The sequence below is a fragment of the Lachnoclostridium sp. An118 genome (genome assembly GCF_002160985.1).
Taxonomy (GTDB): Bacteria; Bacillota; Clostridia; order Lachnospirales; family Lachnospiraceae; genus Claveliimonas; species Claveliimonas stercoravium.
Map to the genome: position 1 here is coordinate 26,189 of NZ_NFLQ01000011.1, position 13,196 is coordinate 39,384.

Below are 13,196 nucleotides of genomic sequence, written 5' to 3' on the forward strand. Positions count from 1 at the left end.
TTGAGGAACTCTTTTTTGGTGGACAGGATAGCGCCCTATCTCATGAATTTGTTGATCACATGCAGGACCCCGTTCTCGTCGTTGGATTTCGTGATGTAGTCCGCGCTGTCCAGCACAGGGGGCTGTGCGTTTGCCATGGCCACTCCCAGTCCAGCGGTCTCTATCATGGTGATGTCATTGTACCCGTCCCCGCAGCAGATCATCTGCTCTGTGGAGAGGCCGATGCTGCCGAGCAGCTTTACGAGGGCGTGGGCCTTGTCCACGCCCCTTGGCATGATCTCCAGGAAGAAGGGGTCTGAACAGTAGATGTTCAGGTAGGAGCGGAAATGAGCGGTCATGGCATCCTTCATCCGGCTGATGACCTCCGGCTCCCCGGTGGCCAGGAGCTTGTTGACCTCATGCGGGATATCTGCCGTGAAATCCCGGCTCTCAAGGACGGGCATGTGGTTGATCCTGGATTCCAGCAGGGTATAGCGGTTGGGCTGTATCCCGGAGATGATGTGGTCGTCTGTGTAGGTGAGGATGTCCGCCCCCTCCCGGGAAAAGGACGAGGCCAGCCGAAAGGCGGGCAGAGCGGCGTCCCGGGGAAGGAGCCGGTTGTACATGATCTGCCTGCTGCGGCAGTCCGTGATGCGCGCCCCGTTAAAAGAAAGGATATAGCTCCCGTAGTCGGACAGGCGGAGCTGCTCGGCCAGGGGAAGCACGCCTTTTGTGGGGCGTCCGCTTGCCAGTACCACCTTTTTCCCCATTTCCTGTATGTCGATCAGCGCCTCCTTAGTCTCCGGCGTGACCTCCTTTTTTGAGTTTGTCAGTGTGCCGTCCAGATCGAGGACGAGAACCTGATAATCCATGGCCTGTTTGTTCTCCTTTGTGAAATCACCTACAGCTCCTGCAGTGCCTGCACGATCCCGCTGAAGCCGAGACTGTTGGATGCTTTTACAAGGACATTGTCCCCCTCGTGTATCAGCTCTCCCAGGTGAGGGATCAGCTCATCTCGTGTGGCGAACCAGTGGGTCTCTATGTGTGAGCCCGCATCCCCGATGCCCCGGATGATCTCCCGGGCCAGTTCGTCCACAGCGATCACCATGTCTGTTCCGGAGGCGGCAAGGTAAGCGCCGACCTCATAGTGGAGTTCCTTCTCGTTATTTCCCAGCTCGCCCATCTTCCCCAGGATGGCCACTTTGCGCCCGATGCCCAGGTCCAGCACGTCGATGGCGGCCTTCATGGAAACCGGATTGGCGTTGTAGCAGTCGTCCAGGATGATGATCCGGCCGGTCTGGATGATATTGTTCCTGCCGGCCATGAAGGGGAGTTTTTCAATGCCCTCCCTGATCTGTTCGCTGGTAAGGCCCAGCACATAGCCCACTGCCGCCCCTGCAAGGGCGTTGGACACCATGTGTGAGCCGGGGGTGGGAACCAGGCAGGCGAACTCTCCTTCCGGCGTGTGGATGACGCAGGAGGAGCCCTTCAGGCCCCGGGACTGTATGTCTGTGGCGTACACACCACAGTCCGGCGATGTGCCGTAAAAGAGGGGAGTCACGCCTTTCACAGGCCCTATGGAGGAGAGGAGAGGATCGTCCCCGTTGAGGACGATGGAGCCGCCCGGTTTCATGTCCTGGAACATCTGGGTCTTCTCCTGCATGATGCCCTCCCGGGTCTTGAGGAATTCCAGGTGGGCCACACCGATGTTTGTGAGCACGCACACATCGGGCTGGGCCACGGTGGAGAGCTTTCGCATTTCACCGAAGTGGTTGATGCCCATCTCCAGGACGGACACCTCATGCTCCTCCTGCAGGTCAAAGACAGTTAAGGGGAGTCCGGACTCGCTGTTTAAGTTTCCCTGGGTCTTGTGGACATGGTACTTCTGAGACAGGACGGAGGCAATCATCTCCTTTGTGCTCGTCTTTCCCACGCTACCCGAGATGCCCACTACCTTTATGTCAAAGGAGTCCCGGTACAGCTTTGCAATGTCCAGAAGGGCCTGGGCGGTTGACTCCACCTGGATATAGGGGAAGGAGGTCTCTCCGAGGTCCTGCTCGGACACAGCGCACAGGGCACCCTTCTCCATGACAGAGGGGATGAAGGAGTGGCCGTCCACCCGCTCGCCTTTGATGGCCACGAACACATCGTCCCGGCCGGCCCTGCGGCTGTCGATGACAACGTGGGCAGCTTCTCTGCCGAGAAGGCTGTCGCTGCCGTGATAGGTGCCGCGGCAGGCCTTTGTCATATTTTCTATCGTGAGATTTTTCATGTTCTTCTCCTATCTGTATCTGGCGTCCAGCGATTTCTCAATGATGCGCTCGCAGAATTCACCGTACTCATATCCTGCCGCCTTTGCCGCCTTGGGCAGCAGGCTGGCGCTGGTCATGCCGGGGAGGGAGTTGACCTCCAGGCAGTAGAACTGTCCCGTGTGAGCATCCACGATGAAATCCGCCCTGCAGTACACATTCAGGCGCAGAGCCTGAGCGGCAAGCACGCCTGTCTTCTGGATCGCCTCTGTGGTCTCCTGGTCCACGGAGGTGGCGGGGCAGATTTCAGAAGCGCCTCCGCTCTGGTACTTGTGCACATAGTCGAACACGCCTCCGTCGGGAATGATCTCCACCAGAGGGAGGGCCTGGCCGTCAAAGATGCCGCAGGCGTACTCCCGCCCGTCGATGAAGGGCTCAATGACCACTTCGTCCTCCTTCTCAAAAGAAAGGCGCATGGCCTCCCGGAATTCCTCCTCTGTGTGCACAAAATGGACGCCAATGCTGGAGCCTCCCGAGCATGGCTTCACCACAAGGGGGAGCGGGATCTGAAGGGACTCGAGCGAGATGTCCTTGTTTTTTCTGGAAATATGTGTGCCGTAGGGAGTGGGGACTCCCGCGGAGTGAAAGAGATCCTTTGTCACGCCCTTATCCATGGAAAGGGCGCAGCCCAGAGAGTCTGGCCCTGTGTAGCGTATTCCCAGTGTGTCAAAGGCAGCCTGCAGCTTGCCGTTCTCGCCCAGTCCCCCGTGGAGGGCCAGGAAGGTGATGTCAGCCAGACTGCACAGCTCCAGCACGTTGGGGCCCAGGTAGCTGGGGGAATCCCCGGGGCGGGATGCCCAGAGGGCGTCAAGGTCCGGCTCGGATGTCTGGATACCCGTGGCGATCTCAAGGCCGCCTCCCGGGAGAGTGAACACATCCACCAGGTTTTCGGGGGCCTTCTCAAGACCAAGGAAAGCGTCCAGAAGATAGGCGTTGTGTCCCCTCTCCCGGAGCGCCCGGCAGATACTGCCTCCGGAGCTCAGGGATACATCCCGCTCGTTGCTGTAGCCGCCTGCCAGTACAATAATATTCATAGAAATAAATCCTCCTTAAAAATAAAACCTGTTAATCCATATCCATCTGATCCAGCAGGGATTTCTTCACCTCGTAGAGGCTGTCAGACAGGTCCACGTAGACCTGATGGGGGTAGAAGAGACGCTTTGTCTCCTCCCACAGGGTCTTTTTTTCCTGCCTGCAGTATTCCGCTATCTCCATGACAGAGGGTGACTGGTACACGCACTCTCCATTCCGGAAAATGGGTACAAGGATCTCCCGCATGGTGTAGGAGCCGCCCGGCAGCTTTGTCTTCTTCCACGTGTCGATGGGGTCAAATATGAGCAGGTCCTTCTCGGTGTCGTAGGTCTCATCCGCAAAGCAGATGAGGTCCGCTCTGACCTTTCCCGTGGGCTTGTCGTAGATGCGGAAGACAGTCTTGTTCCCCGGGTTCGTGATCTTCTCCGTATTCTCGGAAATCTTGATCTTGGGCACAAACTGTCCCGACTCATCCTGGATGGCCGCCAGCTTGTAGACGCCGCCGAAGGATGGGCAGTCCTTTGAGGTGATCAGGTTGGTGCCCACACCCCAGGAGGTGATAGCCGCCTGCTGCATCTTCAGGTCGTGGAGCAGGTACTCATCCAGATCGTTTGACGCGGAGATCACCGCGTCTGTAAAGCCCGCCTCGTCCAGCATGGTCCTGGCCTTCTTGGACAGGTAGGCCAGATCGCCGCTGTCCAGGCGGATACCGTACTTTTTCATGGAAACCCCTGCGGCCCGCATCTCACTGAAGACGCGGATGGCGTTGGGAACTCCGGATTTCAGTGTGTCGTAGGTGTCCACAAGGAGGATGCAGTTGTCCGGGTAGAGCTGGGCGTAGGCCTTGAAGGCGGTGTACTCATCCGGAAAGCTCATGATCCAGCTGTGGGCGTGAGTGCCGAGAACAGGCACGTCAAAGCGCTGGCCGGCCAGCACGTTGGAGGTGCCGATACAGCCGCCGATGATGGCGGCCCGGGCGCCGTAGAGCCCTGCGTCAGGGCCCTGGGCCCGGCGCAGGCCGAACTCCATGATACCGTCGCCGCCCGCCGCAAACACGACCCGGGAGGCCTTTGTGGCGATGAGGCACTGGTGGTTGATGATGTTGAGGATGGCAGTCTCCACAAGCTGGGCCTCCATGATGGGCGCGATCACTTTAAGGATGGGCTCCTTGGGGAAGATGACCGTCCCCTCGGGGATGGCGTAGATATCTCCCGTAAAGTGGAAGCCGCTCAAATAGTGGAGGAAATCCTCGCTGAACATGCCAAGGCTGCGCAGATAGTCCACATCCTCGTATGTGAAATTCAGATTTTTTACGTACTCAATGACCTGGTCCAGGCCCGCGCAGATGGAGTAGCCTCCGTTGTTGGGGTTCTGGCGGAAGAACACATCGAAGATGACGGTCTCGTTCTGCCCTTTTTCGTAATATCCCTGCATCATGGTGAGCTCGTAGAAGTCCGTCAGCAGGGTTAGATCGTGTCTGCTCATTGTTCTCTTTTTTAAACTCCTTTGCATTTGTATCTGAAAAAGTTATTCCAATTATAGCACCCTGGGCATAAAAAGTAAAAACAAAGTAAAAATTAAACGAGGGACTGGTTTTTTATGATGGTCTCCTGAATGATATTCTGGCAGTAGTCCCCCAGATGCCGCCGCGTCTGTTTATCGAGCTGGTCCGGGTAGATGGGCTTCCCGTACTCCAGTACCACGTGGGTCTTTCTCACGAACGGCAGATGTCCCTCAAAGATGGCCTGGGTGTTGTTCATGGACATGGGGATGATGGCACAGCCGGTCTTCTCCGCGATCTTCAGGGCTCCGTCCCGGAAGGGGAGCATGGACAGCTCCTCCCCCTTGTTCCTGGTGCCCTCAGGAAAAATGCAGATGGAGATGCCGCTCTTTACATAGTCTATGGCCTGAAGGATGGTCTTGAGCCCCTCTCTGGGAGTGCTGCGGTCCAGGAACAGGCAGTACAGATTTTTCATCCAGTCCCGCAGCAGAGGATAGCGGAGCATCTCCTTCTTCGCCACATATCCGGTCAGCCGTCTGCACCTGGAGTAGGTCAGGAGGATGTCAAAATAGCTCCTGTGGTTTCCTATATAAAGGACCGGTTCGTCGGGCACGTTCTCCTCCCCGATGACGGTCACCCTCACTCCCGCGATCTTCAGCATCAGGCGGAAGGTCCACTGCACCATCCGCAGGCAGGAGTAGTCCTTTGCTTTCCGGTCCGCCAGACCTACAAAGTGTTCCACGATGAGGACCGGCATGCCGACTATGAGATAAACAAAAAGTACGATCACGATGGCGATAAATCTTAACATATTCCAGAAGCCTTTCTTTATATATTCTTTCTTTTGTATATACCATAAGCATCTTACCATAAAACTGTCATTTTTCAAAGGGGTGGCGTGTATGATAATAGAGAGAATATCCATGTGGTGAATATATGAAGGGACGGAGGATACTGTGCATGCTCACCGCAGCCGCCCTTCTGTCCTCCGGGTGCAGCGCCCGGCGGGCAGACAGGGAGAAGACAGGAGAGCTGGAGTACGAGACGGTGGATGGCCCGGAGCTGCCGGAGACCCTGAGACAGAAGATAGAGAAGGAAAAGGATGAGCCCTTTCTTCTGGCGTACGGGGACGGCGGGAGGCTGTACATAGCTCTGGGATACGGGGAGCAGGAGAGCGGCGGCTACAGTGTCCGGATAGAGGAGGCGTATGAGACGGAGGATGCGGTCTGCATCCGGACCTGCCTGACAGGTCCGGATGAGGGGGAGGAGGTGCTGCGGGAGGCAGACTATCCCTGGGCGGCGTTGGAGGCGGACTATACGGAAAAAAGAATTCTGTGGGAGATGTAAGGAGGAGCAAAATGGAGCAGATAAGAAAGACGGTCCGGGCGGGCCGGATCGGGTCCGGTGTGACGGACCAGTTTTATGTAGATGAGGATATCAACATACCGGAGGCCAAGTACGATGCCTCCCGGGTGGTGTACAGCAGCGGAAGAGTCCATGTGGAGGAGATACGTCCGGCGGAGCATTACGCAAGAGTGACAGGGAAGCTGTCCTACCAGATCCTCTACGAGACGGAGGAGGGTGCGGGCCGGCTTTCCTCCCTGGCGGGCAGGCTGCCCTTTGAGGAGATGGTCTATATGGAGGAGGAGCCCCTGGCCCAGCTCTTTGCCAGGGGAGCCGCGGCGGAGGTGAGCGCGGCCCTGATCAATTCCCGGAAGCTGAACCTGAAGGCTTCGGTGGAGCTGGAAATCGGGTCCGAGGGTGCATCTGAGGAGCAGCTCACGACAGATATGGAGGATGAGTACCCGCTCTACAAAAAGTACTCGGAAAAGGAAATCCTGGAACTGTGCACCGTGCAGAAGGATGTGTACCGTGTCAAGGAGGAGATACATCTGCCGGCAGCCAGGGAAAATATCGGCGCCCTCCTCCTGGGAGAGACTGCCCTTCGCAGGCTGGATACCAGGCTGGAGGAGGGAGGACTCCTGCTGCGGGGAGAGCTGCAGGTCTTCTGTCTCTATGAGTCCCAGAATATGAAGACTGAGTGGGTGGAGCAGACCGTGCCTTTTGAGGGCCGGCTGTCCTGCGACGGGGCCGGGGAGGAAATGTACCACTGCGTGTATGCTTCTCTGGGGGAGGACAGCATTGAGGCCAGGCTGGATGAGGACGGCGAGGTCCGTGTCATCGGGGTGGAGGCGTCCCTGGAGGTGCGCTGCACGGTCTACCGGGAGGAAAAGCTCCGGCTACTGGAGGATCTGTATGCGCCTGGAAGAAGACTGACACCTGTGCGGGAGGAGGCGGTGCTGGAGAGCCTTGTCATGCAGAACCATTCCAAGTGCAGGCTTACAGAGCGGCTGAGCCTGCCGGAAATCCGGGAGGGGACTCTTCAGATCTGCCACAGCAGCGGTTTCCTTCAGATGGAGCCGGCCCGGATCAAGGACGGGGAAATCCAGGCGGAGGGAGTGCTGAACGTCTCCTTCCTCTATGTGCGTGCGGACGATGAACAGCCCTTCGGCATCTGGCAGGGCATGGTGCCCTTCTCCCACTCCATTGAGTGCGGCGGTGCGTCAGACGCTATGCGCTGTGACATAGAGGGAAGCCTGGAGCAGCTCTCTGTCAGCCTGCTGGGAAGCGGGGAGGCGGAGGTGAAGGCGGGACTGTCCTTCCAGGTGTTCCTGCGAAGACCGGAGGCTGTGGAGAATATCCTGGATGTGAGTGAGCAGCCGGCAGACCCGAAGGAGCTGGAAAACGCTCCCGGCATCGTGGGATATATTGTGAAGGAGCATGATACGCTGTGGGATATCGCCCGCAGATACAATACGACGGAGGAGAGCATCAGGGAGGACAACGGCATGAAGGACGGGATGCCGCGGCCGGGAGAGAGGTTATTGATTTTTAAGGCAAACATGGGTATACTGTAAGTACACTGTATACAAGATACAAGGAGAGTACAATGGATAAACTGGAGTTGAAGGCACTGGGGAAGATCAATCTGGGACTTGACATCCTGGGCCGGAGGGAAAACGGCTACCACGATGTCAGGATGGTCATGCAGACGGTCTATCTCTACGACCGTGTGATCCTGGAAAAGACGAGGGAGCCGGGCATCGAGATTTCCACAAACCTGCCCTACCTCCCGGTCAATGAGAACAATATTGCCTACAAGGCGGCGGAGCTTTTGCAGCGCGAGTTCGGGATCCGGGAGGGTATCCGCATCAGCCTGGAGAAGCACATCCCGGTGGCAGCGGGAATGGCGGGGGGAAGCTCCAACGCGGCGGCAGTGCTTTTCGGCATGAACCGGATGTTTGACCTGGGGCTTTCCGAGGAGGGCCTGAAGGAGAGAGGCGTGACGCTGGGAGCGGATGTGCCCTACTGTATCATGAGGGGGACTGTCCTGGCGGAGGGGATCGGAGAGATACTGACGCCTCTTCCTCCGCTGCCCAAATGCTATGTGCTGATCGCCAAGCCGCCCCTTTCTGCGTCCACAAAGACCGTGTATGAGAAGATAGACAGGGAGGGCATCAAGGGCCATCCGGACATTGACGGAATCCTTGCTGGACTTAGAGAGGGAGACCTGGACCAGGTGGCAGGCAGCATGGGGAATGTGCTGGAGCAGGTCATGCTGGAGGAGCACCCGGTACTGCAGAGGATCAAGGACGTGATGGTCGGCTCCGGAGCGCTGAACGCCATGATGAGCGGAAGCGGCCCCACTGTGTTCGGGATCTTCACCTCCCGGGGCAGAGCCAGGGCTGCGGCGGCCAGGCTGAAGAGACAGACGCCTGTGAAGCAGGCATATGTCACAAACGTACACAATGTCAGGAGGAAATAAATGAAGGAACCGAATTTTGAAGTCAGTATGAATGAGTACCTGCCCCTCCGGGATGTGGTATTCAACACACTGCGCCAGGCTATCCTGAGAGGGGAACTCAAGCCCGGGGAGAGGCTCATGGAAATACAGCTGGCCAACAAGCTGGGGGTCAGCAGGACCCCCATCCGGGAGGCCATCCGGAAGCTGGAGCTGGAGGGGCTCGTGCTGATGATCCCCAGAAAGGGAGCTGAGGTGGCCGAGATCACGGAGAAGAGCCTGCGGGACGTGCTGGAGGTGCGCCGGGCTTTGGAGGAGCTGGCCGTAGAGCTGGTGTGCGAGAAGATCACAGAGGAGCAGATACAGGACCTCAAAGACGCGGCGGAGGAGTTTAAGGAATCGCTGGAGAGCGGGGATATCACCCGCATTGCGGAGGCGGATGTGAAATTCCACGATGTCATCTACATGGCTACGGACAACCAGAAGCTGATCCAGCTCCTCAACAATCTGAGAGAGCAGATGTACCGGTACAGAGTGGAATATCTGAAGCGCTCGGATTTCCATCAGCAGCTCATTGACGAGCACGAGGAGATCATCGAGACTATTGAGAGCGGACAGAAGGACCGGGCCGTGCAGGTCGTGTGCCAGCATGTGGATAATCAGGTGGAGGCCGTGATGGATACGATCCGGATGAAAAAGTAAAAACTGCGGCAGCTTTGCATAAAGACCTGAAAAACTGTGAAGACTCCTGATAGATCCCCCGGGAGGGGACGGTCAGGAGGTACATAGTATGAGAAGAAATATCGGTAAGAGAAAGAAGGAAGCCATCTGTCTTGGCATTGCCCTCCTGTGCGGGGCGCTGCTGACGGGGCTCCTTCTTGTGCAGAGAGGGATGCTGGTGGAGGCCCGGGCCAGGAGGGCCGGCCAGGAGCTGAGCCGGGAGGTGCTCCGCTTCCATGTGCTGGCTGACAGTGACAGCCGGCAGGACCAGCAGAGGAAGATGGAGGTAAAGGAGGCTGTCCTTGCTTACATGGGCGAGGCTATGCCGCAGGATGCGGACCTGGAGGAGACCTGCTCCTGGGTGCGGGAGCATCTGGAGGCTTTGGAGCAGACCGCGGGGGAGACGCTCCGGGAAGCGGGCTGCAGTGACCCGGTCAGGGCAGAGCTCGTGCGGGACTATTTTCCGGAGAAGACCTACGGGGATGTCACATTTCCGGAGGGAGAGTACACGGCCCTTCGCATCTGTATCGGAGAAGGGCAGGGACATAACTGGTGGTGCTGTCTCTACCCATCCCTTTGCTTTACAGACGCGGTGACCGCCCGCGTGCCCGAGGAGGAGAAGGAGCAGATGGGCCGGGTCCTGGGGGAGGACGAATACGAGATGATCACAGCGTACTCGGATTTTAAGCTCAGATGGTTCTTCTTCGGGGGCAGGGATTAGCGCGGCAGTGGAGAGAGAGCATACTTGAGAGGAAAAGGACATGACAGAATTTTTGATCAGACATTTCGTAAAGGACTATGAGCACACAGAGGAGGTGTCCGTCCGCACCCGGTATGGAACGCTGGCGTCGGTGGTGGGCATCTTCTGCAATGTGCTGCTCTTTGCGGCCAAGGCTGTGATCGGCCTCCTGATGCACAGTATATCCATGACGGCGGACGCATTCAACAATCTGTCCGACGCGGCCTCCTCGGTCATCGGCCTGATCGGGGTGAAGATGGCGGGAAAGCCGGCGGACAGGGAGCATCCCTTCGGACACGGAAGGATGGAGTACATAACGGCCCTTGTGGTCTCCTTCCTTGTCATCGAGGTGGGCTTTACCTTTTTCAAGGACGCCATAGGCCGGATACGGGAGCCCCAGCCCATGGAGTTCAGCGTGGTTTCGGTGCTGATCCTGCTGTTGTCGGTCTGTGTCAAGCTGTGGATGAGCTTTTTCAACAGGAGGCTGGGAAAACGCATCGACTCCAAGGTCATGCTGGCCACGGCGGCGGACGCCATCGGGGATGTCATCACGACGGCGGCCACGGTGTTTTCCCTTCTGTTTTTCTATTTTACAGGCTGGAACATTGACGGCTTTATCGGGCTGTGCGTGTCCCTGGTAGTCATGTGGGCCGGGATAGGCATTGTCCGGGATACGCTGAAGCCCCTCCTGGGGGAAGCCATCGACCCGGCGGATTACAAGAAGATATCCGGCTTCGTGGAGAGCTACGACGGTATCGTGGGGAGCCACGACCTGATCGTACATAACTATGGCCCGGGCAGGAACATGGCTTCCATCCACGCCGAGGTGCCCAACGATGTGGACATCGAGAGCTCCCACGAGATCATTGACCGGATCGAGAGGGACGCGGTGGGACAGCTGGGTGTCTTCCTTGTCATCCACATGGATCCGGTGGAGACAAAGGATGAAGAGATCCTGGCCGTGAAGAGGCAGGTCCAGGAGACAGTGAGCGGCATTGACCCCGAGGTCTCCATCCACGACCTGCGCGTGGTGGAGGGAAGGGAGAGGATCAATGTGATCTTCGACATGGTGGTCCCCTACCGCTACACGGAGGAAGAAGAAAAAGAACTGGCAAAAACGGTGCGAAAAAAGCTCCGGCAGGTGGACCACAGATACCAGTGCGTGATCACCACGGAGAAGAGCTACATAGCACAGGGAGAGGAAGAGTAATATGTACGCATTTGACAGCAGGGTGAGGTTCAGCGAGGCGGACCATCACGAAACCATCACCCTTCCGGGGATCATCAACTATTTTCAGGATTGCAGCATTTTTCATTCGGAGGATATCGGTCTTGGGATCGACTACCTGAAGGAGAGGAAGAGGGCCTGGGTGCTGACCTCCTGGCAGATCGTCGTGGACCGGTATCCAAGGATAGGGGAGCGCATCAGGGTAGCCACCTGGGCCACCGAGTTCAACGGCCTTTACGGCCACAGGAATTTCTGCATGTGGGATGAGAGGGGGGAGCGGGCGGCCTGCGCCAACTCCATCTGGGCCTTCATGGACCTGGAGCGGGGGCGCCCGGCAAAGCCCCTGCCTGAGGACATAGAAAAGTACGGCACGGAGCCGCCTCTGGAGATGGAGTACGCATCGAGAAAGATACGCCTTCCCCGGGACCAGGAGGCGGGAAGGCCGTTCCCGGTGCGCAAATATCACATTGACACCAACGAGCATGTCAACAACTGCCAGTATGTGCAGATGGCCCTGGAGGCACTCAGGGAAGAGATGCCTGTGAGAAAGGTAAGGGTAGAGTACAAGAAGTCTGCCGTGCTGGGGGACATGATCTGTCCCAGGACGGCAAGGGAAGAAGAAAGGACAGTTGTGGAGCTGTGCAATGCGGAGGGAAAACCGTACGCAGTTGTGGAACTGACAGGAGAGAAGAGATGTTAGAACAGGGATTAGGAAAAAGACAGACGCTGACCGTGGTGAAGCAGACAGAGTTCGGCGTGTATCTGGGGACAGAGGAAGAGAGGGTGCTGCTTCCGAGAAAGCAGGTGCCGCCAGATGCGCGGGTGGGGGACGAGATAGAGGTCTTCCTCTACCGGGACTCCCGGGACCGGCTGATCGCCACCACCAATGAGCCCAAAATACAGCTCGGTGAGGTGAAGCTGCTGACCGTCAAGGATACCGCTCCCATCGGGGCCTTCCTGGACTGGGGGCTGGAGAAGGATCTCTTCCTCCCCTTTAAGCAGCAGACCACAAGGGTGAAGAAGGGAGACGAATGCCTGGTCAGCCTCTACGTGGATAAGAGCGGGAGGCTGTGCGCCACCATGAAGGTGTACGACAAGCTGGAGAAAAAGTCCCCCTACAAAAAGGATGACAGGGTCACCGGCATCATCTACGAGAGGAGCATGAACTTCGGCCTTTTCGTGGCTGTGGACGACCGGTACTGCGCGCTGATCCCCAAGAGGGAGGCCGCGGGCGGATATAAGGTGGGAGACCGGATAGAGGCCCGGGTGACAGATGTGAAGCCCGACGGCAAGCTGGACTTAAGCCTGCGGGAGAAGGCCTTTATCCAGATGGACAGGGATGCGGAGGCTGTCATGGAGAAGCTTATGGCAAACGGAGGGGAGCTGCCCTTCACGGACAAGGCGGACCCGGAGCTGATCCGGGCGGAGTTCGGCTTTGGAAAGAACGCTTTTAAGCGCGCGGTGGGACGTCTTCTCAAAGAGGGGAAGATCGAGATCCGGGAAAAAAGCATTGCAATCCGGTAAAATGTGATTATAATGAGAGGTAGATGGGGGAAACCTCATCTCTGAGCAAATTTGCAGAAAGGAATGTAGAACTATGAAAGTACAGAACATTACAGATATCGACAAGTTTTTCAAGGTTATTGATGACTGCAAGGGAAAAGTGGAGCTGGTGACCGGCGAGGGAGACAGACTGAACCTGAAGTCCAAGCTGTCCCAGTACGTGTCCATGGCCAACATCTTCTCAGGCGGCGAGATCCCGGAGCTGGAGATCATCGCATACGAGAAAGAGGACATTGACAGACTGCTCAGCTTCATGATCAACGGGTAATCGGGAACGAAAAGCGACAGCCGTTTAAAAATGTGGAATTCTTGCGCCTCCCTTT

At 57.4% G+C, this 13,196-nt stretch carries 14 protein-coding genes; 9 read left to right on the forward strand and 5 right to left on the reverse strand.

Going from position 1 to position 13,196, the window contains the following annotated elements; translation table 11 throughout:
* Positions 1-35: 35 nt before the first annotated feature.
* The 5 genes from B5E62_RS10400 to B5E62_RS10420 all read right to left on the reverse strand — a co-directional run bounded on the left by B5E62_RS10400 (position 36) and on the right by B5E62_RS10420 (position 5,632).
* Entirely contained in the window at positions 36-851 is an 816-nt protein-coding gene (locus tag B5E62_RS10400) for a Cof-type HAD-IIB family hydrolase (protein WP_087174510.1), read from the reverse strand.
* A 29-nt stretch (positions 852-880) separates the two neighbouring features.
* Entirely contained in the window at positions 881-2,251 is a 1,371-nt protein-coding gene (locus B5E62_RS10405) for a UDP-N-acetylmuramoyl-tripeptide--D-alanyl-D-alanine ligase (protein ID WP_087174511.1), read from the reverse strand.
* A 9-nt stretch (positions 2,252-2,260) separates the two neighbouring features.
* Positions 2,261-3,322, reverse strand: coding sequence for a D-alanine--D-alanine ligase family protein (locus B5E62_RS10410; protein WP_087174512.1), 1,062 nt, complete (start codon positions 3,320-3,322; stop codon positions 2,261-2,263).
* Between the two features lie 31 nt (positions 3,323-3,353).
* Positions 3,354-4,805 (reverse strand): nicotinate phosphoribosyltransferase, encoded by a 1,452-nt coding sequence (locus tag B5E62_RS10415; RefSeq protein WP_087174513.1) that lies wholly within the window; start codon positions 4,803-4,805, stop codon positions 3,354-3,356.
* 92 nt (positions 4,806-4,897) lie between these two features.
* Positions 4,898-5,632: a lysophospholipid acyltransferase family protein gene (locus B5E62_RS10420; protein WP_087174514.1), complete on the reverse strand. Its 735-nt coding sequence runs from the start codon at positions 5,630-5,632 to the stop codon at positions 4,898-4,900.
* Between the two features lie 125 nt (positions 5,633-5,757).
* Between B5E62_RS10420 and B5E62_RS10425 the strand changes: the two genes are divergently transcribed.
* From B5E62_RS10425 to B5E62_RS10465, 9 genes are all read left to right on the forward strand, one after another.
* The gene (locus B5E62_RS10425) at positions 5,758-6,168 is read left to right on the forward strand and encodes a protease complex subunit PrcB family protein (RefSeq protein WP_087174515.1); all 411 of its coding nucleotides are present in this window, start codon (positions 5,758-5,760) and stop codon (positions 6,166-6,168) included.
* A gap of 11 nt (positions 6,169-6,179) precedes the next feature.
* Positions 6,180-7,739 carry a DUF3794 and LysM peptidoglycan-binding domain-containing protein gene (locus tag B5E62_RS10430; protein ID WP_087174516.1) on the forward strand — a complete coding sequence of 520 codons (1,560 nt, stop codon included), beginning with the start codon at positions 6,180-6,182 and terminating at the stop codon, positions 7,737-7,739.
* 32 nt (positions 7,740-7,771) lie between these two features.
* On the forward strand, positions 7,772-8,647 hold the full coding sequence (ispE, locus tag B5E62_RS10435; protein WP_087174517.1) for a 4-(cytidine 5'-diphospho)-2-C-methyl-D-erythritol kinase: 876 nt from the start codon (positions 7,772-7,774) through the stop codon (positions 8,645-8,647).
* The gene (locus tag B5E62_RS10440) at positions 8,648-9,325 is read left to right on the forward strand and encodes a GntR family transcriptional regulator (protein ID WP_087174518.1); all 678 of its coding nucleotides are present in this window, start codon (positions 8,648-8,650) and stop codon (positions 9,323-9,325) included.
* Positions 9,326-9,413: 88 nt separating this feature from the next.
* On the forward strand, positions 9,414-10,064 hold the full coding sequence (gene spoIIR / locus B5E62_RS10445; protein ID WP_087174519.1) for a stage II sporulation protein R: 651 nt from the start codon (positions 9,414-9,416) through the stop codon (positions 10,062-10,064).
* Positions 10,065-10,104: 40 nt separating this feature from the next.
* On the forward strand, positions 10,105-11,292 hold the full coding sequence (locus tag B5E62_RS10450) for a cation diffusion facilitator family transporter (protein ID WP_087174520.1): 1,188 nt from the start codon (positions 10,105-10,107) through the stop codon (positions 11,290-11,292).
* A gap of 1 nt (position 11,293) precedes the next feature.
* The gene (locus B5E62_RS10455; protein WP_087174521.1) at positions 11,294-12,010 is read left to right on the forward strand and encodes an acyl-[acyl-carrier-protein] thioesterase; all 717 of its coding nucleotides are present in this window, start codon (positions 11,294-11,296) and stop codon (positions 12,008-12,010) included.
* A complete protein-coding gene (locus B5E62_RS10460) occupies positions 12,004-12,834 on the forward strand; it encodes a CvfB family protein (RefSeq protein ID WP_087174522.1) in 831 nt (276 codons plus the stop codon). The genes B5E62_RS10455 and B5E62_RS10460 overlap by 7 nt, the downstream gene beginning before the upstream one ends.
* A 73-nt stretch (positions 12,835-12,907) precedes the next feature.
* Positions 12,908-13,141 (forward strand): polya polymerase, encoded by a 234-nt coding sequence (locus B5E62_RS10465; RefSeq protein WP_087174523.1) that lies wholly within the window; start codon positions 12,908-12,910, stop codon positions 13,139-13,141.
* Positions 13,142-13,196 lie beyond the last annotated feature (55 nt).

Bases quoted from the DNA above. Each gene is read 5' to 3' on its own strand.
- B5E62_RS10400 (WP_087174510.1), bottom strand. From the start codon at position 851: ATGGATTATCAGGTTCTCGTCCTCGATCTGGACGGCACACTGACAAAC.
- B5E62_RS10405 (WP_087174511.1), bottom strand. From the start codon at position 2,251: ATGAAAAATCTCACGATAGAAAATATGACAAAGGCCTGCCGCGGCACC.
- B5E62_RS10410 (WP_087174512.1), bottom strand. From the start codon at position 3,322: ATGAATATTATTGTACTGGCAGGCGGCTACAGCAACGAGCGGGATGTA.
- B5E62_RS10415 (WP_087174513.1), bottom strand. From the start codon at position 4,805: ATGAGCAGACACGATCTAACCCTGCTGACGGACTTCTACGAGCTCACC.
- B5E62_RS10420 (WP_087174514.1), bottom strand. From the start codon at position 5,632: ATGTTAAGATTTATCGCCATCGTGATCGTACTTTTTGTTTATCTCATA.
- B5E62_RS10425 (WP_087174515.1), top strand. From the start codon at position 5,758: ATGAAGGGACGGAGGATACTGTGCATGCTCACCGCAGCCGCCCTTCTG.
- B5E62_RS10430 (WP_087174516.1), top strand. From the start codon at position 6,180: ATGGAGCAGATAAGAAAGACGGTCCGGGCGGGCCGGATCGGGTCCGGT.
- ispE (WP_087174517.1), top strand. From the start codon at position 7,772: ATGGATAAACTGGAGTTGAAGGCACTGGGGAAGATCAATCTGGGACTT.
- B5E62_RS10440 (WP_087174518.1), top strand. From the start codon at position 8,648: ATGAAGGAACCGAATTTTGAAGTCAGTATGAATGAGTACCTGCCCCTC.
- spoIIR (WP_087174519.1), top strand. From the start codon at position 9,414: ATGAGAAGAAATATCGGTAAGAGAAAGAAGGAAGCCATCTGTCTTGGC.
- B5E62_RS10450 (WP_087174520.1), top strand. From the start codon at position 10,105: ATGACAGAATTTTTGATCAGACATTTCGTAAAGGACTATGAGCACACA.
- B5E62_RS10455 (WP_087174521.1), top strand. From the start codon at position 11,294: ATGTACGCATTTGACAGCAGGGTGAGGTTCAGCGAGGCGGACCATCAC.
- B5E62_RS10460 (WP_087174522.1), top strand. From the start codon at position 12,004: ATGTTAGAACAGGGATTAGGAAAAAGACAGACGCTGACCGTGGTGAAG.
- B5E62_RS10465 (WP_087174523.1), top strand. From the start codon at position 12,908: ATGAAAGTACAGAACATTACAGATATCGACAAGTTTTTCAAGGTTATT.